Raw genomic sequence first — 26495 nt, 5'->3', positions numbered from 1 at the left:
TTACATGAAGATGGCCGAGAACACCTTCCCGGTCCTCGAAGTCGATGCGGGACGGGGGATTGAGCTCATCATCAACAAGGGGACGTCGCTCAAGTTGAAGTAAGGTCGGCAACGACGCTGACGGCCATTCTCGACCTTCATAGTCAAGGTGCCAGGGTTCGCGTGCCGGCCGCGGGAGGTGAGCGCAACGTCATCCTGTGGCTGATTGTGCACTGACCGCGCCTGGCTACTTCAGCCGTCGAGCATCACCCCCGGGGCTTGTGTTACCGCGTCCAGCCAGGCGCCCCCATCCGGACTATCGATTAGCGCTTCGACCAGGTCGTCCAGTGCCTCGGCTTTGGCGACCTGGTCGAGCAGCGGCGCGCTGCGCTCGGCGACATCGGCTCCGAAGCGCCTCCGGGCCAGGCGCACGAGGAGTAGACGCTCCTGTTGCAGCCCCTGCTCAATACCCTTGCGGATACCGATCCGCTCAACGCTGGTGGCGTAAGGGTGGGCAAGAAGGATATCAAGATGGTTGGCTTGAAAAATAATAGGTTGTAGACACTCCGTTCCTCGCAGCCAGCTGACTTAGCACCTTTATGAATCAGCTGGTACGCGACGCAGCGTCCATGCTTCGCACCATCGACAGAAGCTCCTCAGCGTGTAAGTACCTGAGGGGTTGAACCATTCGCGCACGCACGTTGTGACGACGATCGAGGTAGTAGGCCAGACCCAGTGGGTTGTCGTTATTCATCAATAGCCATTGCGGATTAGCCTCGCCGGCCACTGGAACTGACATCTCAAGCCAGGCGTCGACCACGCGCAGGTCGATCCGCCGCCGCAAACCACTCCCAAGCCAGAGCCATTGCGGCAGGTTCGCGCCCCGACCGGGCTTCCAGCGCACGTCTATCTTCTTGAACCCGTCGCGGCATCGGCGCAGCACCTCCAGCAAGACTTTGGGCTTCGCCGGCTCGGCCTCGACGCCGCCGGGGAGGCCCAGGCGTGCTGCGAGGTCCAAGACCTCGCCCTCGTCCAGTACGCCGTCCCCCTTGGCCAGGCAGTCCGCCCGGCGATCGTAGATCGCCTGGCCGGCGTCGCCGAATCTCAGAGCGATGCGGTATCGGCAATCCGCGCCGGCCGCGGTCAGGGGGTCGGCGGTCCGCGGGTTGGGGCCGCCGTCGGGCGGCAAGGTAGCGACGCCGCTGATCATGAGTTCGCCGAGCCCGGCAGCCGGCATGACCTCCAGGCGCACCGCCCCGTCGGCGCTGCGGAACCGATCGGGCTCCCCCGGGACGGGGGCGAGGCCGAAACGCGGGCCCAGCCGCTCCACCATGTCATGCGCGTGCGCCTGCACGATCCGCGCGGCGGAGATTGTCCGTCGCACCTCCTCGACCGTGACCGTGTGCGGCCGATCGTCCAGTTCTGGCTCGAACGGAGACCTGAGACGCTGGGTCAACTGGGGCGGGATAGGACTGCGGTCCGCCAGGGTCGCATTCAGGTTCTTGGCCGACTCAGGCTCCCGGACAAAGCGGTGCATGGACTCCTGGTACTGGTTAAGGCGCGCGCACAGTTCACGAATCTGGAACCATTCCAGGCTTTCCGGCAGGTGCGGAAAGCGCACCTGGATCTTGTCCTCCTCGCGCAGTTGGTCGGCGGCCTCCAGCCGGCGGCGGGCCAGCGCCCCTACCCGATCGACCCGGCCGTTCTTCTGCTCAATCCCGACCGGACTGCCGCTGATGCCGTAATGGGTCACATCAGCGCAGAAGACATGCAGGTCCTCGCCTTCCTGCAGGACGCTGGTGGAGACCAGCACAAACGGATAGCCGGGCATCCGGAACCGCCGCGCGATGGCCGAGCGCGAGGAGGCGTTTCCCCCGCTCGCCCAGGCCACCGGGGCAAAGGGCAGCAGTCGCGCGGCAATCTCGCGTCGCCACTGGTCGCGCTCCACCCCGCGGGAGGGGCTCAGCAGATCGGCGAAGTTGGTCTTCAACACCTGCTCCAACCCCAGGGCGAGTTGCCCCAGGATGCGCCGGGTACCGAAGCGCTCCGGGTCGCCGGCCGCGAGGAGTTCGATGAGGCTGTCGACCAGTCCGTGTCCGATCGCGATCGCCCGGCAATGGGCGACGTACAGGTCGACGAAGGGGTGGTCCAGGCGCAATAGTGAAAACAGGATCTCGCGATGGAGATCCAGTCGGCGTAAGGCCAGTTCCACGTTCGCGTCGGCCGCGTTGGTTTCGATCAGCCTGGACCAGGTCTGCCCCCAGGTCGGCAGCAGTTCCTCGCCCAGGTCCTGGGCGACGAGGGCGGCGGGAAGGGTCGGTATCGCGAGCAGTTCCGTCACCGTGTCCGCGGCAATCCCCGGGGTCTGCCCGGCGCGAATGCCGAAGGCCGCCTGCTGGTAGTCCGCGATCCGACGCGCGGCGATCCCGGTCGCGCCGGGTGCGCGCTCGCTGGCCACCAGCAGCCAGGCCGTCTGGGCCCGGCGGTAGCGGTCGAGCCGATCCGTCCCCCGGTCCAGCCGGCCCATACGCTGCGCGACGTCCCGCGGTACGATGTCGAACCCGGGTACCCGCTCTTTCACCCAGGCCACCCAGTCCAGTTCCCCAATCAGTGACTCCTCGCGGCCGGGATCGATCAGGTTCTGGCGTAGCGTATACGGGTCCGGCAGTCCCAGATGCTCGGCCAGTTCCGCCGCGGGTTTATCGATCTTTCCGCGAAAAAACCAGGCGAACAGGTTCTCCGCCGTACTTGGCTGATTGGTCTCGCGCTCGGCACGGGCGCCCGGGATGGCATCGGCGTCTTGCGGACCAGGGGCGGGGCGTTGCTCGCCCCGCGCCGCGGCCAAGGTGTCAAGCCACTCCTGTGCGGTACCGAGGCCGCACCCGTGCAGATAGTCGGCCAGGTATCGGTCGTAACGGGCCTCAAGGCGGCGCTTGAGGTCATCCACGCTCTTGATGCGTCGCACGAAGACGAGCTGCTTGCGGCCCTCCTCGAAGGCGGCCGTACCCAGGCGCAGCGCCTCCGCCTCCAGCTTCGGATGGGGCGGTTCCTCGCTGTTGAAGAGTCTGATGTGTGCGGTAACCAGGTTGCGCAGGATGTCGCCGTCGATCGCACCTGCGTCGCCCCCCGCGCGCTCCCCGCCCAGGTCCAGCGGATCGATTACCCCGTCCGGGGGCGCGTCCCCTGCGGCGTCGTCGGCGTCGGCCGCGTTGGCGGGGTTCGGTGCCGGTAGGCTGTAGGCCTCCCAACTGGCGAACATGGCGAGCGGGAAGCCGCCCCCGCGGGCGCCAAGGCAGTCGGTCAGCTTCTTCTGCACCAGCGCGGTGAACAGGCGCTGACGCAGTGCCTCGGGGTCGGTCCTGTCGCGCAGTCGGATCTCGGCCTGCGGCCCGCTGCGATGCTCGACGCGGTACTGATTGCGGCTGAGCTCGCGTTCCGCCAGCGTCTGATCCCGTACCTCGATGAACTGGTCGCCGCGGATCATCAGTGATCGAAGGCCCTCCTGGATCCGCTCCCAATCCGGTGCCGAGCCGGCGGCGGGCCGCAGCGCCCGCACCCGGTTGGTCATCGCAGCATCCGCCTGGTCCACGATCTCCAACTGTTTTACGAGTTGTCCGAGGTCCCGGTCGAAGGGGGTCGCCGAGAGCAGCAAAGCGCGCCGAATGCGCCGCTCACCGCCCCACTCCCGGCAGTCCCGGTGGGTGCCGAGGACGCGCGCGAGAAAGTTCACGCGGTCCGAGGTGCCGATCCCGGCCTTGAGCAGGTGGGCTTCGTCGATCACCAGCAGGTCATAGGTCGGGAGGTGCCGGTAGAGGTGCCGGGCCGCCCGCCGCTTGGCCGAGTCCTTACCCTCCCGATTATCGGGCAGGTTGCCGCGCAGCTCGGGTGGCCTTGGCGTGTTTCTTCCGAGTTCCCTCAGCCGTTCGCGCCAGCGCTCGGGTCCGCCGTCGAGCCGGAAGCTGAAGGCGGTGAAATTGAGAAAGGTATCCCCGCCCCAGGCGGGCCGGGTGCAGGCCGCGAGCCACTGGTCGAGGGTGTCGCAGTCGAACAGCGGCACCGGGGAGCGTTTGGAAACGGTTCGCACCCGCAGGTCCGCCTCCCTCACATTGCGCTCCAGAAAGGCGGGGACCTCCCGCTTCACCCATTTCTCGCGCACGTTGCGCGAGGGGGCCAGATACAGCACCCGGAAACCGGGGTCGAGATGCCGAAAGAGCGCGGCGACGGCCAGCGCGACATAGGTCTTGCCGGTGCCGACCTCGTCCGCCAGATAGGCGATCCTGTGGTCGAGCAGCAGCCGATGCAGCGCGACCGCGGTCGTCAGCTGCTGCTCGCCCAGCGCTTTGAGTGCCGGGTCGCCCCCTGACAGGTCCAGGAGGGCGCGGGCGGACTCCAGGGTCCAGGGGCGGTGTCTAGCCATGCGGAGCCGCCCGTCTGCGATGCGCTCGACTGCGCCGCTCCTCCTGACCGAGCGGGCAGAGGAACATCTCCGCCACCCACTCGAGCCAGCCGGGATGCGCCGCCGCCAGCGCCGCCATGTCCGGGTCCTGAGCGAGACGCACCAGGCCTTCCGCGACGCGCGCCTTCAGCCCTTGGCTCAACTTCTCGCTATGGTCCTCGGCAATCTGTTGGACCCAGTGCAGTATCGCCCAGCGCTCGACGAGGTCGGGCCGCTGGGTAGCGGATTCGGCGTCGCCCTGGTCGAGTCGGTCCAGCAGAGTGGGCAGGGTGTCCGGGCGTTGGTGCCGTAGGTAATAGCGCAGGGTATCCCGGTCCCCATCCTCCTTCGCCGCCAGCAGCCTGGTACGCAGCAGGTGCAGTCCGGCGTGTACCGAGGACATCTGCTCGAACAGGTCCTCCCGCGGCCCCGCGGGCGGCGGCGGGTCTTCGCCCTGGACGGCGCCATCGCGTGAGAGTGCGATCTCGATCGCCGAGGTCCAGTCGGGGTCGGAACCGGGGTGAGCCGGGTCAAGACCGCGCCATAGGTCGAGGATGCGCCATAGGCCGAGCGAAAGTTCCGCCGGCGGCGGGCGGTATTGCAGACCCGCCTGGTCGACCCAGACCGACAGCGGCGGCGCGTCCTTGGACCAGCGGACCCGCAGCCATGGCTGGGTCTTGAGGGCGGCTTCAATTCGCGCCGCCGTGGCGGGCTTCAACCGCATCCGCCGGTCCAGTTTGAGCGGGACCGGGCTGCCGTCGGTGGGGATCAGTTCGATCGGCGAACCACAGGCCAGCCTCGCAAACGGCGCCAGGAGTTCGACCCCGAGGCTGCGCCGCCCCCAGTGATAGCTGGCGAGCAGGCGTGGGTGTGCGGCATCGCCCTGGTCGAGGAGGCTCGCCTCCGGTTCGGGAGTGAAACAGTCCGGCGCGCCCCCGTCGGGCAGGGTCTCTAGCCAGGGCGCGTCTTGGTCGGCAAACCAGAAACCCGCCTCGAAGTTGCGGTCGAAGGCGGCGCGGCTGAAGTTGACCGAGCCGATGAAGCCTACCCGTCCTGGGACCCGGATGACCTTGGCGTGTAGAAAGCGCCGCACAGCCGTGGCCGGTGGGTCCTCGGGGGTCGCCTGCTCACGCAGTTCGGGATTGCCGAATCGGCACCAGTGGGCGGCCGGCTCGTCGCGGAGCGCCCGGTAATCCGCCTCCGCCATGCGGACCGCCGTGCCACTTCGGTGCCAGGGATCCTGCGGCAGCCACAGGTGGACCTGCTTGCCCCCGGCGGCGTCCAACAGTTCCTTGACCAGGGCACCCGGGGTCTCGGTTGGGAAATAGGGCGAGATCACCTCTACCTGGTCGGCGCGCTCCCCCCTGCGGCCGAGCGCCGTGGCGAGCGAGCCGGCGAAGCGTCCTTGTTCCGGTCCGGGCAGAAAGACCTCGAAGCGGGCCTTGGATGTGTCGCCCCGGCCCGTCGTCGGTCTGGCTGCCAGTTCCCCCGCCAGGATGGCCGTCGCGCTCTCCGGCGGTGGGGGGCGTCGGCGGGTCTGCTGCAGGAACTCGAGCAGGGTCGAGAGGCCCGACAGTACCGCGGCGGGCGGCGCTTCGGGATCGAACGCGGGGACGAAATGGAAGACCTCGATATTCTCCCACCAGCCAGCGCGCGTCAGGTTCGCCGAGCCGGCACCGAGGACCCAGCGAATCCGCTGGACCCGGCCTAGGGATGCGGTCCGCAACAGGACGACCTTGCCGTGAAAGGCCCCGTCGATGCCGACCGGCAGCGCCCGGTACGGCAGCCAAGGGACCCCGGGGAGCGCGACCCCGGCGTCGAAATAGACATCGATCGGCAGCGGATGGCGGTGCAGGTAGCGCTCCAGTTGCAGGCGCCGCAGGCCGGAATGCACGGACAGGGCGGGCGCCTCCGGCAGCAACGCGGGCACGACCGAGGTCTCGAAGAACTCCGGCTCGAAGCAATAGGTGGTAAAAAGCGCGTGCGTGACCTGCCGTCCGTCGAGCGCCGCGGTCAGACCCTGGGTGAGCGTCTGCCAGTCGCACATGGGGCTCATGCCTGCCGGTCCATGGGCCGGCGCGACTGTTCGAGTATTGCGAGCAAAGGCGTCACGAAATAGCCGTTGTCCCAGCCGACGCGGTCCTCGGCGCGTAGGTCCGACCCCGATCCCATCAGCACCTTCAGGCGCTCCCCGTCCAGGAAGGCCCAGGCAGGGGTGCCGCGGGCACGCATGACCCCCGCGTGGTGTTCGAGGAGCGTCCGGACCGCGTCCGTCCAGCGCCGTTCGCGCGCCGCATCGGCGAATTTGCAGAGCCCCCGGCGTCGCTCCAACCAGGCCCGGTTGGTGATTTCTGGAAACTCGGGAAACAGGAGTCCCGTGCGGTCGGAGCGCGCCTCCAGGACGGTCAGCCCGCGGCTGAGGTCGGCGAGCGGCCGGTCGCGGCAGCCGAGCAGGTAGTTGAACAGGACCCGCGCCAGGACCAGCAGGGACTCGAGCGCGATGACCCGCCGCGCATAGTCGGCCAATGGGTCATCACCCTCGGCCAAGTGCTCAAAGACTGCCGGGGTGGTCAGGGTCCCGCCCCGCGCGACGAAGGCGGTGGCGCGCTCAAGGAGCGGGCCCTGCCAGGGGGGTGGCGCGTCGCCGCCGTCCAGCAAGATCTCCGCCAACCGTCGGCGAGGGGCTGGCGCGTCCAGAAGCCGTTCGAGCTTGGGCGCTAATGCCGCGAGGTCGTCGTAAGACACCTGGTCCGCGGACATCGCCTCCTGCAACCAGGTCGACCAGCAGGGCCTCAGCGCCATACGGAATTGCTCGGCAATCTCCGCGCCCGCCCCGCACGGGCGACGGTCATACTGGCACAGCCCGGTCGCCGCGAGCGGGCTCGCGTAAAGCCCCCACAGCCCGGAACGTACCGCGTCTTGCAGGATGGCCGCCTGGCGGCCCTCGCCCAGGGGTACCGGACCGCGGCCATCCAGGCGCGCCAGGCGGTCCCCGCGGATTCCCTGGTGCCCCCGCAGCTTGCGCGCCCGCGCGGCGATCTGCTCGAAGCGCTGGAAGGCCGGCCACCCCGGCGGCACGTCCGGTTCCGCTTGGGCCAGGTGGAATCCGAGCAGGGCCAGTATGAAGTTATCGAGGTGTCCGGTGACCGTGGTGAGGTTGCCGACCAGCCGCCGGCCGACCTGCGACCACACATGTTCGATACCGAGCGGGTCACGGCTTCCCTTGGGGCGCAGACTGTCGTCCAACAATGTGAAGAAAAAGCCCATTCTTGCCTTTGGCCCAATTGGTGCAGGATCTCAAGAGCGTGGCCCATGCGATATCTCTACGCTAACTGTGCTCGCCAACCATGTGGTAGTCAAATTTTCAATACGCGATCGGTCAGAGCTGTTTGCGCTGCGACGTGTTTCGCGGGTGCCGCGAGGTTAGGGCGGGATCAGGCGGGCCTGAAGTGCGGGCGTGGTGTGGCGGAAGCGGCCGACCGCGGGTCGCTACGGCTCCCCGTTGAGAAGGGTTCTCAACAACTCCTTCGCGCGGACAACCACGCCCGCAGGCGACGCGCGGGCGGCCTGACCGGACGTGGCGGACCTTGCGCTTACCCCGTTGCTGGGATGGGCTGAACCAGCGAGCGCATCTGCCCGAGGCGACCGTCTTTGACGTGTCCCAGGGCCATGGCCATCATGACCGCCAGCGCCAGGCCAACGCGGGTCTGCATTTTTGCCAAGCCGCGGATGAAATGCCGCTCGAAGCCGAAGCTGTTGTCGATACGGTTATTGATTCGCTCCAGGGCGCTGCGCCGGTTGTAACCGCGGTGCCAACTGGGGCTGCCATGGGGGGTCGGCACGAAAATGCGTCGATCATGGTCGTCGAGGCTGATACGCACAATACGCCCATACTCCCCGGGCGTGACCCCGCCGGCCTGGTGGCACCGTTCACGACCCTGGCAATCCAGTCCATAGGCGGCGGCCGGGCAGCGGTACTTGAGTGCGTTGCGATCCGCTTCAAAGCCCTGGAAGGCCAAGTCGCGCTGTTCTCCCGTCTGCGGGCAAATGCAGTGGATGCTACCCTTTTCGGTATGGACGATGGTATCCACGCGCGCGGGAAAGAGGGGGCGTGTGATCGGCTTGGACGGATCGTAATCGGGGTGTTGCTTCTCTTCCCGCCACAGTTCGCGGGTGTCGATCAGGGGGCGGATGCCGTAGGCGTCCCACAGCAGGGCCTTGGTCTCGGCACTGTCGAGGCCGCGATAGGCGCTGAAGTCGCGGCAGCGTTCAGCCAGTTCGGGGGTCTCGGTGAAGGTCTCCTTGAGCATGACGCGCAGTTCGATCTGCTCGGCGTGGGAGGCCGGCGTCAGGTGCATCGCCACCGGGATTTCATACTGGGTGTCGGCGATCAGATGCACACCGTAGCCGAACCAACTCTTGATCTTTTTCGAGGGCTTACCACTGGCGTCGACGCCGCTGGTCTCGTGCTTGCCCCAATCGGCATCCGGATCGGAGGTCTCCCCGGTGGTGCGACTGACCCGCCCGGTGCTGTGGCTGTCGATGGCCTTGCCGTCATAGCCCAGATGGCACCCGAACTCCGGCAGGACCTCCATCAGTTGCTCACGTAGCGTCGTGATCATCCCGGTCACCATCCCCAGCGTCTCCTCCAGTGCGATGACGTTGGCGAGAAAACGCGAGAAATTCCAACTCTCGGGCACCGCCGCGTGGAGCGCTTGCGGCGCCGCATAGGCAATGGTCATCCGCCCCGTAGCGGCGTCCGGCACCAGCTGCGCCATCGGCTTTTTCTGGAGCGGCAACACCGCGAAACCGCAGGCTTCCCGCAACGCTGGATTGCGCCCAAGCTCGCGAATCAGGGCCTCAATGGACGGATGCTGGAACACCACCCCGGCCAGCACCGCGTTCCACATCGCCGCCACCGGATAGTCATCGCGGCCCGACCCGCGCATGACCTCCAGGTATTGCACCAACCGCGCGTCTGGGAGATGATCGCGCACCAGATAGAAGCGATCCAGATCGCTGCGCGTCTCAACCGCGCGCCAGTCAAATAAGCTCAGTTCAATGGCCGCCATGGGGTCCTCCTGCAAAGGATCGTCTCGACAACGATATGATCCCTTGGCGGCCACCCATTTGCATACCCCCGCCGGCGTTGATCGGGATGGCGGCCGGTTCCCGGCGGACTTCCGGCGCGCCCGGCGGTCGGGCCGCGTCGCCGGCATCGCAGTCACCCCGGCGGCGACGCGATGCCGCGAGGACCGGCGGCCCGAGCGATGATCGCGCCCCCGGCACTGGGGTGAATTTTCGCTTTTCGCCCGACGCTATGCGCGTAAGCCCTTGATCGTTTGTTCTGCGCTGGGGTAAACGAAAATGTTCCCTACTCAGGCGATTTTTCAATTCAGAGGCTTACCGACACCGCTATCGGCTCGGTCAGGAAGCTTTCGCGGATCTGGCCCAATCGTTTGCTTACGAGCGGTCGGGTGATCTTGTACCGACCCTAAAGCAGGCCTGCCGGTCTCTGCAGGCGTGCCTCACGGTTGCATGGTAGAGCGGGGTGCGGGGGTTGGCGGCCCCTCGACTTGACGACCGCGAGTCGTGTTCCACTTTTCTTGGCTGCGAACACCAAAGTCGGCTACGGCACCTCAATGCGCATCGTTCGGTTCTTCCTACACGAGAGAGCATCGGTCTTACCCTGCCAGGCGCAGACCAGACGAGCGCCCAGACGTCCATGGAAAGGATGTGCTCCGGCAGTCAGAGTAGCAACTCAGGACGGTGCCGGTTCCTCGTGCGTTGCCGGCGTCGGGCGGCTGTCCGGGCTTGCGAAGCGGCCAGGGATCTCGGACTGAACCTTCCGAAGGTCCTGCCGAAACCGTTGCGCCTCCAGGGTTAGGGCCTTTTTCTCCTCGGTCAGCGCCGTTTCCCGGGCACGGGCCTCCGCCACTGCCGCCTGATGCTCGGCGAGGCGGCTGAGCCAGTGCTGGGTATCCGCGTCCCGCGACTGCTGTTCCGCCTGGATTGTGGCCGTCAGCGTGGCGAGTTGGCCGTCGCGCTCAGACACCGAGCCGCGCAACTGTTCCGCCAACGCTTGTGCGGCTTCAAGGTCCGCCCGCGCATGTGCCGTAGCGTCCCTGGCGGTCGCCTCCGCGCGCTCCAGCAACTCGGCCCGTGCCGTCACGACTTCCTGCTCTACCTGGAGCCGGGCGATGCGCTCTTGGGTTGCCTTGAGGCTTTCCACAGACGCCGCAGCAACCCGCTCGGCATGATCCCGCCGGCGGGATTGGTCTTCGCCCTCCACGCGGGCTTGCGTCAGGGCCTCGGTTGTCTCCGCAAGGGCCTCGGTGCGGGCGTCCAGCGTGTTGCCGGCCAGGTCCAGTGCGTCCTGGGTTTCCCGCAGCGTCGCGCCCTGGCTGTTCAGTTCGGTGGCCATGCGCTCGATCTCGGTCCTGGCCGCGTCACGCTCGCCTGCGACCGCAACTACCTGGGCCTCCAGCGCCGTCTTGGCGTCGTGCCACTGCTCGCTGGCCAACCGGCACGCCTGGTCCCAGACCTCGACCACCTGCGTGCGCAGTGCCTCGGGAATGCCGGGGATCTGAAAGCGCCGGGCGGCCTCGTCGAGCCAGTCGTCGATCCCGGCGCCGATCGCCTGCTGTGAGCCTTTGCCACCCAGTCCCTCGCGGACCGCGGCGATCGTCGGGCGCTTGCCGGCGGCGGCGAGGGTACAGGCGGTCTCGAAGGCGCGTTGACGGGTCGCTCCGTGGGCGCTCATGGTGATTCCGGTGGGTGGGCGAACGCCTCACCGGCGCCGATGCCAACGCGCTCGATGATCGAGCTCACGGCCCCACGGACGGACCAGTCGCCCGTCCATTCCTCCCCCGGCCGATGCACCAGGCGGTCGAGCCATAGGCGGGTGAGTTCACCGTCCGGGTTCCGATCGAGCCCCAGGACCTGCGCCACGATGGGTGCGGAGCGCCCGGAGCGGCGGATGGTGACTGACCCGTCGCCAATGACAATCTCAATATCGCTCATCATCTTCCCCTATGCAGCCAGTCGGTCGCGGACTTCATGGGTCCGGCACCCCATCAGCCCCGCCAGGTCCTCGACGAACCGCCCCAAGAGGGTATCCAGGTGCAGGAACTCCACTTCGTCCAACGTCGGGGTCCCCCAATCCAGCCCAGCGTTGATGGCGTCCCGCTTGTGCGTGACCATCTGCCCCTGGTAGTCGTCGATCGACCCCCGCAAGTGGACGAACTCGGTGGTGACGGCCCGGGTCTGCTGGGGTCGCAGCACCCGACCCTCGGCCTGGTCCTCGGTCTTGGCGGTCCAGGAACGGGTGAGGAACAGCACCCGATCGGCCTCCGGGATGTTCAGTCCCTTCTGGGCGACGCCCAGACTCGCCAAGAGCACCGGGGCGGGGCCGGCGCGGAAGCGCGTGTTCAGTTCCCGCACCCGCTCAGCGATGGGTTTGCCGCCATGGATGGTGACGTGCTCGACCCTGCGCCGGTCCAATTCCCGCCCGATGACATCCAGCAACTCCGGCCATTCGGCGTAGGCGATGACCTTGTGGCCGTCCTCGACCAAGGCCCCCAACCGGTCCACCACATACCGCTGTTTGCTCGTGAGTCCGCCGTCGTAGACGAACGGGGATTTGTCCGAACGCCGTTGCGGGATCGCCGCCGCGATCTGCACCGCCTGAATGCGCGCGAGCAGGGCGATCAGGTTGCGCTCGCGGGAATTGGCCTGGCCCTTCAGGTACCACTGGCGGAAGTCATCGGCGACCCGCAGGTAGTGGGCCAGGTGGGCGGGGTCCCAATCCAGGGTGGTCACGCGGTGCTCCGGCACCGGGATTTGGAAATGCCGTGCCACATCGGGCTCCTGGGCCACGCGCCGCTTGACGTGGTGGGCCAGGGCCGCCCGGTAGGCCGACAGATTGCGCAGCTTCGGCACCTCCCGTTTGGCCCCGGTCGTCATATCCTGCCGAAACTGGTTTGTGACCCACTCAAGGGTGACGAACTGCTCGCGCACCCGATCGATCCCGGGCACACAGTCGCGGGTCGATTGCCGCAGCGCCGGGTCCAGATACCAACGGTGCATGCCATACACCTGGGCGGCCGTCGCATCGCCCCCGGTGAAGGCGAGGACGGAGAAGGCATCGCGCGGGTAGTTCCCGAGCGGGGTGCCGGACAACGCAAAGCGTCGCTTGGCCGCGAGCATCCGCAAGGCCGCGCTCTGGGCCGTCGCCTTGTTGCGCAACAGGTCGCCCTCGTCGGCCACCAGGCAGCCGATGCGGTGCCGCAGCCGGCTTGCGTAGGTCCGCCGCTGGTGGGCGCCGTGGATCGGTGCCCGCAGCCGGTGGTAACTGATCACGTTGATCCGCCGGAGCCGGTCGAGGTCCCGCGGACTTTGGATCACCTGCCAGTCTGTGGCCGGGATCGGGAGCCTGGCCAACTCGCTGCGCAGCTCGTCGATCAGGTACGCCTCGGTGCAGATCAGCCCGGCGGTGCAGCCGGACAGCAGGATCAGTCCGGCCGCGAGCCGCGCCTTGCCGAGCCCGACCGCCCAGGCGGCGATGGCGCCGCGGGTCATCGACAGTTCCAGCAGGTCCTCGAACTGGTAGTCCCAGGACAGGAACCCATCCAGGCCCAGGGCGTGCCCGCGGCGGCGAAGTTCCGCCGCCCGTTCGGGGAAGGCCATCAGCCGTCCGGGGTGGACCGTCTCCCAATGGTCTTCTGATTGTCCGGTGGCGACGGCGAAGCGGCGGTTGAGTTCCTCTTCCGCCAATCCGAAGTCGCGCCCGCCGACCCGGTACCGGTAGGACCCTGAGCCGTCCGCAGAGAAGGCCACCTCCGCCCCCGCCTTGATGACCGGCGAGCCCCAGGTATCGGGGTCCACCAGGTGCGTGGTGCGCGCCTTGCCGACGAGCGCGCCGGCCGGGCCGTGCGCCATGTCGGCCTTGACCAGGACGGTATGCCGGAAGGGGGTGCGCTCGATGCGCAGCCGGCGGGTGCGTTTGTGCAGGTACCGCAACAACCCCGGATCGACCTCTAGGTCGGCGCCCGCCGCGCGGATCACGTCGCACAGGGCCTCGATCGACGCCAGCGGGTCCTCCTGGGTCAGATGAACCTCGATATCCAGCGCGCCCTGGCCGGTGTACTTCACCCCCTTGGGGTAACGGTGGCCGTCGATCACCGGGGCGGTGAGCCGCTCGCGCAGGACTGCGTTGCGGACTTTCGCTTCCATCAGCCCGCAGGCAAAGCCCAGGGTCAGCTTGCGCCCCGAGTGACCGAGCCGGACCTTGGGGTTACCCGTGACCGGGCGGGTGATGGTCGGCCCCTCGTCGACGATCCCGGTCTCGCGCAACCGGGAGTTCAGGTGGTGCGTGGTGCGGCACGACAAGCCCAGGTCCGGCGCCAGGGTCAGCGCGTCGTCCAGGGTCTCGACGCGGACAGCGGCACCGGGCGCCCGTGGGTCCTTGGCGAAGAACAGCACGGACACCCGCACCTCGGCCCCCTGCTCGCGGAAGCACCAGGCGGGGGCGTGGAACGCGGCCACCAGTCGCGGCCAGGCCCCGGGGTCGGCCAGCAAGGTGTCGGTATAGGACCGGGGAAGGATCGCCGCCACCAGGTCGGCCGCCGTCAGTGCCTGCTGCACGGCGTAGGCGTGCGACAGGGCTGAGGTATCCGGCCCGAAGCGTCCGTAGTGTGTGGCCGGACCGGCAACCAGGGTCGGGGCCTCCAGGTGGAGCGAGAAGGGCGGGTTGATCAGGGCGACCCCGAAGCCGGTCGGGTCGATCTGCTCCATGCCCACCGTCGAGAAGTGGCACTGGAACCCGGCCGCCCTGGCAGCCTCACCGAGCGCCGTCACGCTGGGACCGTGAACATCGGTCCCGGCCAGCGTGTGGCGGCCCGGGTCGGCGAACTGAAGCAGGGCGCCGGTGCCGCAACTGGTGTCGATCAGGGGTACCCGGGCGCCTTCACCGTCGCCGGACAAGGCGCGCTCCACCGCGGGGGCGACCATGCGCCAGATCCAGGCGGCGAGGACGTCTGGGGTGAAGAACTGGCCAAGGTGCGCCAGGCGGGCCGCGTGCAGTCCAGCGAGTGACCCGGGGCGTTTGGCCTGGCTTCCGAGCGAGGTCCGGCCGCGCAGGGCCTGGCGCCAGTCAGGGGCAGGGTGGCTGGTTGGGATGGGTGCGGCAGTGGTCACGCGGCCTCCTGGGCATCGGCGCTCTCGGAATGTCGGCCATAGAGGGCCAGGAACAGTTGCAGCTGCGTGCCGATCGCGGCGCCGAAGACGAACTCAAAGCGGGTGTGATAGGTAATGATATGCAGGGCGGAAGAGACCTGAATCCGTTGCCGGGAAACCACGCTGTACCCGTGTTCGCACAGTCGTCGTTTCGCACTCTCGAGACCGCCTGCCAGATTGCTCGTATCCTCTGCCCAGACCGCGAACGTCTGCAGGTAGCCGAGCAGTTGAAAAAGCTCGCCTTGCCGGCCCCATGACAGCGGTTTCCGGGTGGGCGTCTCGAATGAACTGTCGATGTAGACCCGCAGCGGCAGGACGATACCCTCACGGCGGCGCAAGACGACAACCCCCGGGCGCAGGTTAAACTCATCCTCAATGAACTGTGCGGCCTTGCGGTAGGCCAGCTCAACGCCCTTATCCCCACCATAGCCCTGTTCCAGTTCGCGCCACAACGCGGCCGGGTCGAACCGCTCAGGGCGAAATACAAAATCCTGGCCCGAGCGATCATCGCATACATTTTTGACAAAGCGGACCTGCAAGCCCGCATGACTGATAGTCAGTGACGGACAACCCGTGGGAGTGAACGCCTCACATGCCAGGCGGACCAGGCGAGCAACAATCTCTTCAGCGCGTTTCGTGAGATCATCCCGAGTATCGAAGATGCCCTTTGCGAAGGTGTGGGACGAACATGAAACCCCAAACTCCTTCCCCTCACGCTGGCTAAGTGCATTGGCTCGCGCATCGAATGCCTGTCTCGCTGCGACATATTCGCTCCAGAGTTCGGCGTAGACCTCACCAGGATTCCTATTCATGACGCAGTCTCCAGGGATTCGATCGATAAGGCCAAGACCAACTGCTGCCCGAGCCGGGCGTCAGGCGCTTGACCCAACGCCGCCTCGATAGCCTGCTGGTTCGGAAAGAACACCTTGTCCGCCAAAGACCGCGGGCAACCCATATAGATCCCATCATTGTGGTTGTAGGTCGGCCACTCTCCGGCCGGGTGCCACATGAGCGACCCAATACGACGCCATTGATATTCGGTACAGCGTCCGTCAAAGACGCTGGGGCGGACGATCACCCGCCACTCGTTTTCCCCGATGACCGCAGGCGTAGAATCGAACACCGCATCATGGGGCAGTTGCGGTTGATCTTTCCAGGGGTTACGGGGCAGTTCCCGTGCTGCCACGGCCTGCATCAGCTCGGCCTGAACATAGGCCAGGACCTTCGGCTTGGTCTTCTCAAAGGCGACGCGGAAACCGGCACTCATCAGCACCTCACGCATCACATTGACCGGGAGGCAGACCAAGGCATCCAATGCCCCCTTGAGATGGCCGTCCTTTACCGACGCCGAAAAGCGTTCGACCGGCGTCATGGGTCGCGGTGTGCCTGTCATGTCAGCCTCTGCAATCAAGAAGGAAGTGATCCATGGGGGTAGCCTAGCAAGTGCAGCGGAAAACGTAAAGCGGAGAGTGCTAATTAAATATCACTCTTGACGAAAGCCAGCGGGCGGCTATAATGGCACCTATAGCGGATTGGTGGCGGGCAATACGGCCAGTCGAAAATCGGCTTGCCGCGCGTGGAACAGCAGCGCAGAGGCTCGGGGAATGGCCGAAAGGACGCGGTGCCGGCAAGCACATCAGTCGCTTGGGGAAACGCAAACGCCGTGGATCACCCGCGTGGAACACGTCAACGCCACGCATAACCGATAGACCGACAGGGGTCGCCATGCAAACCCAACCCGTCATTCCAGCAGTCGCCGTGATTGCACCGTCCGTCGAGGACGGTCAACTCTCCTGGTTGCCTGTCAGCGTCATTGCGCCCCGTGCGGGGCACAATCCCCGGCGTCATTTCGACCTGGCCAGGATGCGTGAATTGGTCGAGTCGGTCCGCGGGCAGGGCGTCATCCAGCCCATCGTGGTGCGTGCCATCGACGCCGGGCGCTATCAGATCATTGCCGGTGAACGGCGCTGGCGGGCGGCGCGCGAGGCCGGGTTGGATGAAATCCCCGCCTTCGTCCGCGTGGTGGATGACCTCCAGTCCATGCAGATGTCGATGGTCGAGAACACCCACCGGGACGATCTGGCCCCGAGCGAGGAAGCGCAGAAGGCGCGGGACCTGCTGACCCTGTGCCACGGCGATCGGGACGAGGCGCGACGCCGACTCGGCTGGAGTGCCGCGAAGCTCGACAGCCGGTTGGCGCTGCTGCATTGCACCCCGGCTGTCCTTGAGGCCCTGGACACCCGCCGTCTCACCCTGGGCCATGGCGAGTTGCTGGCCACCCTGGCGGCAGGCACCCAGGACGGCACCCTGCCGCGCATCCTGGAGCAGGGCATCAGCATTGCGCAGCTGCGCGAACGGATCGGCCAGGTGGCGCTGCCCTTGGGGCGGGCGATCTTCGACCAGGCGGCCTGCCAGGGCTGCGCCCACAACTCCGAGGTGCAGGGTCAACTGTTCGCCACCCATATCGACAGCGGCCAGTGCTCCAACCCCAAGTGCTACGGCGACAAGACCCGGTTGGTGCTGGAAGCCAGGAAGCAGGCCATGGCCCAGGAAGTGGCCGCCGTTTGGCTCGACACCGAGCGCGCACCGGAGACCTACGCGGTGCTTGAGGCGACCGGCGCACTCGGGGTGGGGCCGCAGCAATTCGCGGAAGGGTGTCGGCAGTGCGCCCACTTCGGGGTACTGATCGCGACCGCGCCGGGGCACGAAGGGCGGCTGACGGAAGACCTGTGCTTCAACCTGGCCTGCCGCGCGGAGAAGCAGGAGGCGTATCGCCGTCTGCTGGAGACTCCGCAGGGTGCACCGGCCGCGTCGTCGACCAAGCGGCTGGCAGCAGCGCCCAAACAGCCTGCAGCCGAAAGCCCGCACGCCGAGGCGACCCCCCAGAAGGTCCAGGACGTGACCGATACCAAGCTGCGTACCATCACCGCGGACCTGGCGCAGGAAGATAGTCGGGTGGCCCGTGCCGTGCGCCTCTTCGCCCTGCTGCGGGATGCCGGCTGCACCGACACCGAAAAGCTCGGGGTGGCCGCCGTGCCGACCGGGCGGGCGAGAGCTATGGCCACGCTGGTGGCCCTGGCCGATGACCAGTGTGTCGCCCTGGAAGCGGCCCTGGTGCGTTACATCCTCATGGAACGCAACGACGGCGATCTGCCCGGGGCGACCGTGGCGATCCTTGCCACCACCCAGACCGATCTGGCGCAGCGGTTCCGCGTGGATGAGCCCTTCCTGCGCGCCCACCGCAAGGCGGGCATGGATGCACTGCTGCGCGAGGCCGGCTTCGCTACCTGGTACGACACGACTCATGGCGAGGCCAGGTATGCCCGGCTGCTGCAAGGCAAGGTGGACACGATCATCACCGTGGCCCTGGCCCCGGATGCCTTCGACTGGTCCGGCTTCGTCCCCCAGGCCGTGGTGGGGCGCTTCAAGACCCTGGCCGGACGCACCTGAAACCCCGCCCGCAACACCCCCGGAGACTACGATGGCCCTCTTTGAACAACTTGCCGGCGTCCTGACCGCGGGCGAACGCCTCCGCTTCGAGATCGCCCGCAACCCGGATGGCGGCCTGACCCTCCTGGTGCTGCCACTCCTGACCAAGCCGGTGGAAAACCTGGACGGCGACACGGCACCCCTGCGCGCGGCGCTGGCGATGCCGCTGCGGATCACCGGGAGCGTCGCGGAACTGGATGCCCGGCTGCCCGGGATGCTCGCCACCTACGGGGAGCGCCGCCGGGATGTGGAAATGAAGGTCACTGCATTGGAAGCTTTGAAGGACGCGGGGAAGGCCGGGGCGCGGCTGGTGGAGCGCGGCAGCCAAGCGCCGGTTGCTGCGGCCCCGCTGGCCCCGGCACCGACCACGGCGCCGGCAGCGCCGACCGACCCCAACAACCTGTTCGCCTGAGCGCGCCATGTTTGTCCTACCAAACCATTGGGTAGCGAACCCCATCCGCGTGGTCTTGGCCGGTGCCGGCGGCAGCGGCAGCGAAGTCCTCGACGGACTGGCGCGGATCGACCGGGCACTGCGCGCCCTGGGGCACCCGGGGTTCCAGATGTCCGTGTTCGACCCCGACAGCGTCTCGGCGACCAATACCGTGCGGCAACGCTTCTGGCCCGCGGACCTGGGCCAGAACAAGGCGGAACTCCTGATGCACCGCTATGGCACCTTCGGCGGCCTGAACGGGCAGGGGTATGCCGAGGCCCTCACCGTGTCGGCGCTCGATGCCATCCGCCGGGTCGATCTGTTGGTGACGTGCGTGGACAAGGCCCGGGTCCGCCATGAGATCGGTGCCCATGATTGGCACCTGGACCCCTACCGCTGGCGCGACACCCTCTGGCTCGACCTTGGCAATGGGGCGCGCACCGGCCAGGTCGTGTTGGGCCACCTGGGTGGCTGGCTGGCGGACCCGGCCCGCCTGCCCAACGTCTATGACCTGTTCCCGGAACTGGCACAGGCCGAGCGGCTGGACGCCGACGACGCGCCAAGCTGTTCCGCCGCCGAGGCCCTGGCCGCGCAAGACCTGTTCATCAACCGCTGGGTGGCCGTCGCCGCCTGCGATCTGCTGTGGCAGTTGGTGCGACACGGCACCATCGGCGTCCACGGCTTCTTCATCAATCCGACTGGCGTGCGCGTGCGAGAGTTGGCCATCGACCCCCGCACCTGGGCGAGCTTTGGACTCGTCGCCGGGCGCCAGGCCGCCTGATCCCCCGACCCAGAACAGGAGCAGCATCCCATGACCGCCACCACCATCGAAACCCCGCCCCGCGTCTTTCGGCTCGGCGCCCTGGAACTGGCCGACCCCGACGCCTCCCTGTCCGCCGAGGACGCACTGGCGCTGTACGCGCCGAACTTCCCCCAGGTCCAGGGTGCGACGCTCGCGGCGCCCGAGTTCCGGGCTGACGGGACCCTGGTCTATCCCGTCGAGCGCCCGACGGTCAAGACCAAAGGATAGGCCACCAATGAACCCCGGCGAGATCACCGCCCGGCTGCGCGCCTGGGCGGATCACCGCGCAACGCCACCGGCACAGGAGCACACCCCATGCGGGCTCAGAGTCACAGCAGGCTGGCAACAGCGCCGGATCGATCAGGTCCTCAGCCGCGCCGCCCAGGATCGGCGGCGTGGCCGGTTCGACCCCCGGGCGCTGCCGCCGGCCTGAGCCCGCTCGCGTTCCCCCTGCGCGCCGCGCCCGGTGCCTTCCACGGGGAGACGGACACCCGTCGTGCCTATGCCGACTGGTTGGAACGCGACTGGCAGGAGGTCGCCGGTCTGCTGGAGTTCACCCTGGAAGCCGGGCTGGTGGACGGCATGGCGGCAGCCGTGGCCCTGGACGCAAACGATGGTGGCGATGCGCGTCCACTCTATAGACTGGCCTCGACTGCCCTTCAGGCCATCGGCGACCATCTGAACGCCCAGGTCGCGGACCTGGTGGACCCCGCGCTGCGCCCGGCCCTGCTGATCGGCGTGGAAGGGCGCGATGGGGCGATCCACCTGGTAGGCGAGGGCACGGCCCTGGTCTGCAACCGCCTGCCCTTGCTCACGCTGCATCCCGATCTGGCCAGCCTGTGCTATCGCGTCTGCATCCTGATGCGTGAGACCCTGGGGATCGACAGTACCCGCGGTTGGCAGCCGGACCTGTTCTGGAGCGTGGAGGAGCGCCTCGACGCCTTTCTGGCGGTGCCCGCGGCGGTCCGCAATGACCCCGCCGCCTTCCATGCCGCCTGTATCGACGAGGCCCAGGAGGGCGGTTGGTTGGAGCGCGGCACCGAGTCCGCGGCGGACGCGCTAGACCTGGCCACCGAGTTGGCGTCCTGGCTCGACGCCCGCAACCGTTGGCAGGCATTCGTCAAACGCCAAGACCGGTGCCGCCCGCTGACCGTCGCGCAGGTGGAGGCCAAGGCCGCCCGGTTGGCCGCGGACCTGGAGCGTGCCGACGCGCACCCGGTCGACCTGGCCTGGGCACGCTGGGTCCAGCTGGTGTGTGCCAGGCTCAAAGTCGCGGCGGGGCGCTCGCCAGCCGCGCCCACGCCGGAGGACGAGGGCGCCTGGGCGCTCGACTGGCTGATCCAACTGGACCCCGGGCTGCCCTGGTTCGAGGACGCCCTGCAAGACACCCTCGATCAGGCCGCCCAGGCGGGGGAGCGCATGCTGGCCAGCTACCCCTTCGCGGCCGGCGGTGCCCGGTCCATCCTGGACGCACTGACCAACGCCGCGACGGCGATGCCCCTGATCCTGGCCGCCCCGTCCGGCGATGAGGCTGAACATGCCGCTCACTGAAACCATGGCGCTGCCCAGCATCACCACGAGCCGCCCCACCGGGGCCATCGTCTTCCACGAACAGCGCCGGGAGGGCGGGGGCGGGATCACCTATCATCCGCTGGACGATGACGCGGGCGGCACCCACATCCTCCCCGGTCGGCCGCTGACTGCGGCCGATGCCCGCGCCCTGCTGGAAACTCTGCTCGGGGAGCGCACCAGCGAACTGCGGTGGACCCCGCCGAACGTGCTCGCGTCCGGCGACGAATCGCTGGTCTGGACTGTGCCCGGGGCGGTGCGCCCCATCCTCTTTCGTGGGAAGAAGGACGCGCCAATCCGCCTGGACGTACCCTGGCCAACCCTGGTGTTCGCCGCGACCGATGGCGCCATCCGGCTCGCCGCGATCAAGTCGCGCGGGCGGCCGACGGCGCGCACGCCACTGTTCCATGCACCGCTGTGGAACGTCTATGCCGACGGCCAGGTGTGCCTCGGCAGTGCCACGGTCCCGCACCTGGATGGCATCGACGCCATGCCCGGGTACGAGAGCGCGATCTTCGAGACCCTGTTCAGTCATGGGAACTTTCGGGGCAACCTGGCCTATCGCCAGGACCGCGGCGAGACCAGCGACCGCGATCATGTGCGGTTCTGGGGCGAGCTGGCGTTGGCCAAGGCGACCCGCTTTCCAAATGCGGCCCTGGTGCCCATGGGCCAGCGGCTGGAAACCTGGCTGGGGTTGGAGCGGAGCCGGTAGATGATCCCCGAACAGAGCAAGCCATGAGCTACACCGACGAACAACTGCGCGCCATCGAGCACACCGGCGGCCACAGCCTCACCTACGCCGTGGCCGGCTCGGGCAAGACCCACATGCTGGTCGGCCGGGTCCTGTTCCTGCTGGAGCAGGGGGTGCCGGCGGAACGCATCCGCGTGCTCGCCTTCAACCGCGAGGCGGCCAAGGAGTTTCAGACCCGGCTCGCGGGCGCACTGCCGACGCACCGCGTCGCGCCCAAGGTGTCCACCTTCCACAGCCTGGGGCTGTCCCTGACCGCGCTGTTCGAGAAGCATGAACTGCTGCCCCGACGCCGCCTGGAGGCGAGCGAAGCCGTGGAGAAGAAACTCGCCCGCGAGGCCGCCCTGGCGGCGCTGAAAGCGGAGGGCAGCGACGAGTACCCGAGCCAGGACGCGTTCGAGGCGTTTCGCGCCTTCATCGGGCTGGTCAAATCGGACCTGCTGTCCGCGGCCGACGCCTTCCGGACCTTTGGCCTGCTGCCGTCCTGCGCCTACTTCGTCCGGGCGTTCGTGCACTTTGAGCAGGCGCGGGAGCGGGCTGGCCTGCGGTTCTTCGCCGACCTGCTGTCGGACCCCGTGGCGGTGATGCGGGCCAACCCCAAAGCGCTCGCGCTGGTCACGAACAAGCTGGACCTGGTGGTGGTCGATGAGTTCCAGGACGTGAGTCGCGTCCAGGTGGAACTGCTGATCCAACTGGTGGGCACCCGGGCGCACCTGAACGCGGTGGGCGACGATTCGCAGTGCATCTATGCCTGGCGCGGTGCGCGGCCCGAGGTCATGGGGGCCGAGTTCGCTCGGCACTTCCCCGGGGCGACCCGTTACACCCTGTCCCGGACCTTCCGCTTCGGGCACCGGGTGTCGCTGGCCGCCGCCCAGTTGATCGGCCACAATCGCAACCGCATGGACACCCTGTGCGTCTCGGCACCGTCCACGCCGGACACCGGCATCGACGTGATCCGCGCCACCTCGGCCGGGGACCAGTCCGCGGTGGTGGCGGCCATCGACGGTTGGCGCCGCGCCGGGCGGTCGCTGCGCGAGGTCGCGGTCCTCGCCAGACTCTGGGCGCAGACGCTGAGCCTGGAATTGGCCCTGCTGGAGCGCGACATCCCCTATGTGAAGGCGAAGGACGACCTCTTCCGGGTCCCCGAGATCGCCGGCCTGTTGGGCTACCTGCGCCTCGCCGCCGGCACGCTCTTCGCCGAGCCGCGCGCACGCGAGATCGTCCGGCACATGCTCGCAACCCCGACCCTGTGGCTGACGGCGGCCACGCTCGATACCCTGGCGGATGCGATCGTGCGCGCCTCCGCGCAGGCCCCGACCCTGCTCATGCAGACCGCCCGCCAGGCCAAGAAGCCCTATCACGAAACGCGGATCGCCGACCGCGCGCAGCTGTGGCACGAGGCCCTGGGCTGGGCCGACCGGCCGGCCGCCGAGGCGCTGCGGTGCTATGCCGGTACTACCGATCTGGTGAGCGCCTTCGCCACCTCGGCCACCAGCGAGGCGGCGGCCGAAAAGGAATTGGCCTATCAGACGCTCCTGGACTGGGCGGTGCGCACCCGCACCACGGTGGGTGAGTTCGTCGCCCGCATGGACGCCCTGCGGCGGTCCCGCGAACGCTACGAGGCCGGCGGCGACACGGTGCTGCTGTCGTCGATCCACCAGGTGAAGGGGCGCGAGTTCCCCCTGGTCATCGTCACCGGGTTGGAGGACGGGCTGTTCCCGTCGCGCCGATCCAGTGCGGAGCCAATGCGTGAGGAGGAACGGCGGCTCGCCTATGTGGCGATGACCCGTGTCCAGGAACAACTCCTACTGGTCGTGCCGCCGGATGCGCGGTTCGACGCGGCCTGGTTGGGCATCCCCACCCGGGGTCCCGGTTCGGCGAAGACCGCCGCCAGTCCCTTCGCCTTCGAGGCCAATCTGCGCACCAGCACGGCACTCGGGGAGGCGATCATCCGTCGGTTGTCCGGCACAGACCCCGACGTGCCCTTGCCGGAGGCATCGCCCCAGGCGGCGCCGGTGCTCAACCGTTATCTGGGCGAAGTGGGTCTTGAAGAACGCTACCAACCGCCCGCGCAGCCGCCGACGGCGCCGGTTCCCCCCGGCGGCTGGGGCATCAACGACCGGGTGCGCCACCCCTTTTTCGGCGATGGCCTGGTGGTCGGCATTCGCGACCAGGACATCCTGGACATCAACTTTGGCGGGACCCGCCGGTCGATCAAATCGGGCAACGTGGCCATGGAGCGGGTGTGAGCGCGCGCGCACCCTGCGGGCGCTTCGATCCCGCCCTCGGCCGTCTGCCGGGCGCGGTCGCCCACGCGCTCTTCCGCGGCGACGATTGGCTGGCGACCTCCAACCTGACCATCACCACCGCACTGGAGGCCGCCGCGCCGAACACCCGCATCGCCTGGGCCTGCGACTGGGCGGTCTTCCGGACCTGGGCACTGGGTCGGGCGGCGGCGTGGTATCCGGACGAGCGCGACCGCATCCGACTCCCGACCCGGCCGGAACTGCTGGTGCGGTTCGTGACCGACACGCTGGGTGGTTATGTCGGCTACCTCGCGCTGACCGTCGCTTCAATTGACCGGAAATAGGTATACTGCCCGCGAAATGCCAAGCGAAAACACCTGATTTGGAGCGCATCATGATTGTGGTGACAGCGGTCGAGGCCCAAAACCGGTTGGTCCATGAGCTTCGTGATCCGCCTACATTGACCTTGAGGAGGACGACCTAATGGCAGCCAGCGCGTCAACGACCCACCTTGACACTCCCATCGGCGCCGACCTGTACGCCATGCTCAAGCGAGCCGCCGAGATCCGGGGTGTCGCCATGACGGACTTCGTCGTTGCCGCGGTCCAGGATGCGGCCCAACGGACCATCGCGGAGGCCGAGGTCATCCGGCTCTCCGTGGCCGATTCGGAGCGCTTCGCCGAGGCCATCCTGTCCCCGCCGCCGCCGTCTCCCGCCCTGGAGCGCGCCTTTGCCCGCCGTCGCCAGCTACTCGGCGGCGCATGACCGGTTGCGCGCTGCGATTCGTTCCGCTTTCGGCGTACCACGACCGCTCAACCTTCGCCAGCGGCTCCGAGCCGCTGGACAACTATTTTCGACAGCGGGTTAACCAAGACATTCGCCGCCGCGTCGCGGCCTGCTTCGTGGCCATCACCCCTGACGACCGAGTCGCGGGCTATTTCACCCTCGCCTCCGCAAGTCTCGTGCTGGCCCAGCTTCCTCCAGAGACCGCGCGCAAGCTGCCTCGCTATCCCACGATTCCCGCTGTCCGACTGGGACGCTTGGCCGTCGATAAAGCCTTTCGCGGCCAGGGACTCGGCGGCGCTATGCTCGCCGACGCCTTGGCCCGGGCCGCGCGCTCCGAGATCGCGGCCTTTGCCATGACCGTGGACGCCAAGGATGAGAGCGCATTGACGTTCTACCTTCACCACGGATTCATCCCGCTGCTTGACTCACCGATGGCGCTCTTCCTGCCATTGGCAACGGTATCGCCTTAGCTCCGTACTCTCTGGAGTCGCTCGCTATTCCGCCGAAATATCTGTATCCGTGGTACGTCCCCTATTTGCCCCCCTGGCAGCCCATCTGGCCCGGGCGCTGCACATCAAGGGGCACACGGTCCTGCTCGCCGATGCCGACGCGCAAGGCAGCGCCCGGGACTGGCACAACGCGGGGGACGGGAAGGCCGGCTTTCCGGTGATCGGCCTGGACCGGCCGACGCTCGATCGGGACCTGATCTCCCTGGGCGCCCCCTATCAGTGGGTCTTCATCGACGGCGCCGCCAAGCTGGAGAAGATGATCGCGGCGGCCGTCAAGGCGGCTGACCTGGTGCTCATCCCGATCCAGCCCTCTCCTTTAGATATATGGGCCTGCGACCCGCTGGTCGAGATGATCCAGGCGCGACAGACCGTCACGGACGGTGCCCCCGCGGCGGCCTTCGTCGTCACCCGGGCCAAGAAGGGCACCCTCCTGGCGCGGGAGGTCGCCGACGCGATCAAGACCTACGGGTTCCCGATCCTGCAAGGGGCCATCTATGATCGCACGATCTTTGCGCGGTCCATGGCCGACGGGTCCACCGCCATGGACGACGAGCCCGCGGGACCGGCCGCGTGGGAGATCCACCATCTGCTCAAGCAAGTCCAGGAGGCGTTCGATGTCTGAACCGCGTTTGAAGGTCAAGCCGCGCCCCGGGCAATCGCTAGGGGGCAGCGGTACGCCGTCGGGTCTGGCGCCGCTGACCGCGCTGGCCGCAGAGGAACCCACCGCGCGGCTCAACGTTCAGATCCCGGCGAAGATGCGCCAGCAACTGAAGATTCGGGCGGTGCAGGAGGGGCGTACGGTTCAGGACTTGGTGAAGCAACTGCTCCATGAGTACCTGAACTGAAGTTCAGTCGACCCCCAATGCCTGCGACTGCCGCATCGGCTATTGGGGCCGTCCGGAGGCTGCTCGCAACGGTGACCAACGGGGCTAGCAGTGGGCTGTTTGGGTGGCTAGACGCTCTGGACGCTGCATGTTGTCTCGCAGGAAGTGGGGCGTCGGCGCTTGCATTTGGTATGTCCCGCCGGGGTTGCAAAAAACTGAAGCTTGCGAACAAGGTTTTTGATACCCTTTTGATCGGGGAATTATGTGCGGGTGACACATAATGCCTATAAGTCTTGTTCTTTTCGGCCTTGATCATCGTTCCGGCCACCCCCGGTTACGCCGCCACCAGCAGGAGCGCGGACGACTTGGGCGGACGGGGCCGTCGGCGCGCTGGTGACGGAGGCAACGGCATGCGCTGGAGCACCTGCGCGAACAGCGTTTC

Annotated in this window: 22 protein-coding genes; 12 read left to right on the top strand and 10 right to left on the bottom strand. The window is 67.7% G+C overall.

From position 1 onward, the window contains the following. Positions 1-231: 231 nt before the first annotated feature. The 10 genes from QZX93_RS13285 to QZX93_RS13240 form a co-directional block, all read right to left on the bottom strand. A complete protein-coding gene (locus QZX93_RS13285) occupies positions 232-411 on the bottom strand; it encodes a hypothetical protein (protein ID WP_295390645.1) in 180 nt (59 codons plus the stop codon). A 172-nt stretch (positions 412-583) separates the two neighbouring features. Then, positions 584-4396 (bottom strand): DEAD/DEAH box helicase family protein, encoded by a 3813-nt coding sequence (locus QZX93_RS13280; protein ID WP_295390643.1) that lies wholly within the window; start codon positions 4394-4396, stop codon positions 584-586. Then, on the bottom strand, positions 4389-6470 hold the full coding sequence (locus QZX93_RS13275) for a phospholipase D-like domain-containing protein (protein ID WP_295390640.1): 2082 nt from the start codon (positions 6468-6470) through the stop codon (positions 4389-4391). The genes QZX93_RS13280 and QZX93_RS13275 overlap by 8 nt, the downstream gene beginning before the upstream one ends. Continuing rightward, a complete protein-coding gene (locus QZX93_RS13270) occupies positions 6467-7681 on the bottom strand; it encodes a hypothetical protein (protein WP_295390637.1) in 1215 nt (404 codons plus the stop codon). Before QZX93_RS13270 ends, QZX93_RS13275 begins: the two co-directional genes overlap by 4 nt. Before the next feature lie 326 nt (positions 7682-8007). Next, on the bottom strand, positions 8008-9486 hold the full coding sequence (locus tag QZX93_RS13265) for a transposase (protein ID WP_295390635.1): 1479 nt from the start codon (positions 9484-9486) through the stop codon (positions 8008-8010). 689 nt (positions 9487-10175) lie between these two features. Next, the gene (locus QZX93_RS13260) at positions 10176-11177 is read right to left on the bottom strand and encodes a DNA-binding protein (protein WP_295390632.1); all 1002 of its coding nucleotides are present in this window, start codon (positions 11175-11177) and stop codon (positions 10176-10178) included. Then, positions 11174-11440, bottom strand: a complete 267-nt coding sequence (locus QZX93_RS13255) for a hypothetical protein (protein ID WP_295390630.1) — start codon at positions 11438-11440, stop codon at positions 11174-11176. The genes QZX93_RS13260 and QZX93_RS13255 overlap by 4 nt, the downstream gene beginning before the upstream one ends. A 6-nt stretch (positions 11441-11446) precedes the next feature. Then, positions 11447-14611: a DEAD/DEAH box helicase gene (locus QZX93_RS13250; protein ID WP_295394672.1), complete on the bottom strand. Its 3165-nt coding sequence runs from the start codon at positions 14609-14611 to the stop codon at positions 11447-11449. Beyond that, complete coding sequence (locus QZX93_RS13245) at positions 14608-15462, bottom strand: hypothetical protein (RefSeq protein WP_295390951.1); 855 nt, start codon at positions 15460-15462, stop codon at positions 14608-14610. Before QZX93_RS13245 ends, QZX93_RS13250 begins: the two co-directional genes overlap by 4 nt. Then, a complete protein-coding gene (locus QZX93_RS13240) occupies positions 15459-16043 on the bottom strand; it encodes a hypothetical protein (RefSeq protein WP_295390953.1) in 585 nt (194 codons plus the stop codon). Before QZX93_RS13240 ends, QZX93_RS13245 begins: the two co-directional genes overlap by 4 nt. 332 nt (positions 16044-16375) lie before the next feature. Between QZX93_RS13240 and QZX93_RS13235 the strand changes: the two genes are divergently transcribed. From QZX93_RS13235 to QZX93_RS13180, 12 genes are all read left to right on the top strand, one after another. Then, positions 16376-18100: a PRTRC system ParB family protein gene (locus QZX93_RS13235; RefSeq protein ID WP_295390955.1), complete on the top strand. Its 1725-nt coding sequence runs from the start codon at positions 16376-16378 to the stop codon at positions 18098-18100. A gap of 31 nt (positions 18101-18131) precedes the next feature. Beyond that, positions 18132-18551: a PRTRC system protein E gene (locus QZX93_RS13230; protein WP_295390957.1), complete on the top strand. Its 420-nt coding sequence runs from the start codon at positions 18132-18134 to the stop codon at positions 18549-18551. A gap of 7 nt (positions 18552-18558) precedes the next feature. After that, on the top strand, positions 18559-19350 hold the full coding sequence (locus tag QZX93_RS13225) for a PRTRC system ThiF family protein (protein ID WP_295390959.1): 792 nt from the start codon (positions 18559-18561) through the stop codon (positions 19348-19350). 30 nt (positions 19351-19380) lie between these two features. Then, on the top strand, positions 19381-19599 hold the full coding sequence (locus QZX93_RS13220; RefSeq protein WP_100922787.1) for a PRTRC system protein C: 219 nt from the start codon (positions 19381-19383) through the stop codon (positions 19597-19599). A gap of 87 nt (positions 19600-19686) precedes the next feature. Next, positions 19687-20922 carry a hypothetical protein gene (locus tag QZX93_RS13215; RefSeq protein ID WP_295392587.1) on the top strand — a complete coding sequence of 412 codons (1236 nt, stop codon included), beginning with the start codon at positions 19687-19689 and terminating at the stop codon, positions 20920-20922. Further along, positions 20909-21652, top strand: coding sequence for a PRTRC system protein B (locus QZX93_RS13210; protein WP_295392589.1), 744 nt, complete (start codon positions 20909-20911; stop codon positions 21650-21652). Before QZX93_RS13215 ends, QZX93_RS13210 begins: the two co-directional genes overlap by 14 nt. Positions 21653-21675: 23 nt before the next feature. After that, positions 21676-23937, top strand: a complete 2262-nt coding sequence (locus tag QZX93_RS13205; RefSeq protein WP_295394669.1) for an ATP-dependent helicase — start codon at positions 21676-21678, stop codon at positions 23935-23937. Then, positions 23934-24278: a hypothetical protein gene (locus QZX93_RS13200; protein WP_295392591.1), complete on the top strand. Its 345-nt coding sequence runs from the start codon at positions 23934-23936 to the stop codon at positions 24276-24278. The genes QZX93_RS13205 and QZX93_RS13200 overlap by 4 nt, the downstream gene beginning before the upstream one ends. Positions 24279-24417: 139 nt before the next feature. Continuing rightward, complete coding sequence (locus QZX93_RS13195) at positions 24418-24699, top strand: DUF1778 domain-containing protein (RefSeq protein ID WP_295392592.1); 282 nt, start codon at positions 24418-24420, stop codon at positions 24697-24699. Next, positions 24696-25190: a GNAT family N-acetyltransferase gene (locus QZX93_RS13190; protein ID WP_295392593.1), complete on the top strand. Its 495-nt coding sequence runs from the start codon at positions 24696-24698 to the stop codon at positions 25188-25190. Before QZX93_RS13195 ends, QZX93_RS13190 begins: the two co-directional genes overlap by 4 nt. Before the next feature lie 49 nt (positions 25191-25239). Next, positions 25240-25851, top strand: coding sequence for a ParA family partition ATPase (gene parA, locus QZX93_RS13185; protein ID WP_295392594.1), 612 nt, complete (start codon positions 25240-25242; stop codon positions 25849-25851). After that, positions 25844-26074: a hypothetical protein gene (locus QZX93_RS13180; protein WP_295392595.1), complete on the top strand. Its 231-nt coding sequence runs from the start codon at positions 25844-25846 to the stop codon at positions 26072-26074. Before parA ends, QZX93_RS13180 begins: the two co-directional genes overlap by 8 nt. Positions 26075-26495: the final 421 nt, after the last annotated feature.

Origin of the sequence: uncultured Thiodictyon sp., from assembly GCF_903946935.1 — a bacterium.
GTDB lineage: Bacteria > Pseudomonadota > Gammaproteobacteria > Chromatiales > Chromatiaceae > Thiodictyon.
Note: the sequence above shows the minus strand (reverse complement) of the source record. Positions and strands in the feature narration are given on the sequence as shown.

Bases quoted from the DNA above. Each gene is read 5' to 3' on its own strand.
- QZX93_RS13280 (WP_295390643.1), bottom strand. From the start codon at position 4,396: ATGGCTAGACACCGCCCCTGGACCCTGGAGTCCGCCCGCGCCCTCCTG.
- QZX93_RS13275 (WP_295390640.1), bottom strand. From the start codon at position 6,470: ATGAGCCCCATGTGCGACTGGCAGACGCTCACCCAGGGTCTGACCGCG.
- QZX93_RS13270 (WP_295390637.1), bottom strand. From the start codon at position 7,681: ATGGGCTTTTTCTTCACATTGTTGGACGACAGTCTGCGCCCCAAGGGA.
- QZX93_RS13265 (WP_295390635.1), bottom strand. From the start codon at position 9,486: ATGGCGGCCATTGAACTGAGCTTATTTGACTGGCGCGCGGTTGAGACG.
- QZX93_RS13260 (WP_295390632.1), bottom strand. From the start codon at position 11,177: ATGAGCGCCCACGGAGCGACCCGTCAACGCGCCTTCGAGACCGCCTGT.
- QZX93_RS13255 (WP_295390630.1), bottom strand. From the start codon at position 11,440: ATGATGAGCGATATTGAGATTGTCATTGGCGACGGGTCAGTCACCATC.
- QZX93_RS13245 (WP_295390951.1), bottom strand. From the start codon at position 15,462: ATGAATAGGAATCCTGGTGAGGTCTACGCCGAACTCTGGAGCGAATAT.
- QZX93_RS13240 (WP_295390953.1), bottom strand. From the start codon at position 16,043: ATGACAGGCACACCGCGACCCATGACGCCGGTCGAACGCTTTTCGGCG.
- QZX93_RS13235 (WP_295390955.1), top strand. From the start codon at position 16,376: ATGCAAACCCAACCCGTCATTCCAGCAGTCGCCGTGATTGCACCGTCC.
- QZX93_RS13230 (WP_295390957.1), top strand. From the start codon at position 18,132: ATGGCCCTCTTTGAACAACTTGCCGGCGTCCTGACCGCGGGCGAACGC.
- QZX93_RS13225 (WP_295390959.1), top strand. From the start codon at position 18,559: ATGTTTGTCCTACCAAACCATTGGGTAGCGAACCCCATCCGCGTGGTC.
- QZX93_RS13220 (WP_100922787.1), top strand. From the start codon at position 19,381: ATGACCGCCACCACCATCGAAACCCCGCCCCGCGTCTTTCGGCTCGGC.
- QZX93_RS13215 (WP_295392587.1), top strand. From the start codon at position 19,687: ATGCGGGCTCAGAGTCACAGCAGGCTGGCAACAGCGCCGGATCGATCA.
- QZX93_RS13210 (WP_295392589.1), top strand. From the start codon at position 20,909: ATGCCGCTCACTGAAACCATGGCGCTGCCCAGCATCACCACGAGCCGC.
- QZX93_RS13205 (WP_295394669.1), top strand. From the start codon at position 21,676: ATGAGCTACACCGACGAACAACTGCGCGCCATCGAGCACACCGGCGGC.
- QZX93_RS13195 (WP_295392592.1), top strand. From the start codon at position 24,418: ATGGCAGCCAGCGCGTCAACGACCCACCTTGACACTCCCATCGGCGCC.
- QZX93_RS13190 (WP_295392593.1), top strand. From the start codon at position 24,696: ATGACCGGTTGCGCGCTGCGATTCGTTCCGCTTTCGGCGTACCACGAC.
- QZX93_RS13180 (WP_295392595.1), top strand. From the start codon at position 25,844: ATGTCTGAACCGCGTTTGAAGGTCAAGCCGCGCCCCGGGCAATCGCTA.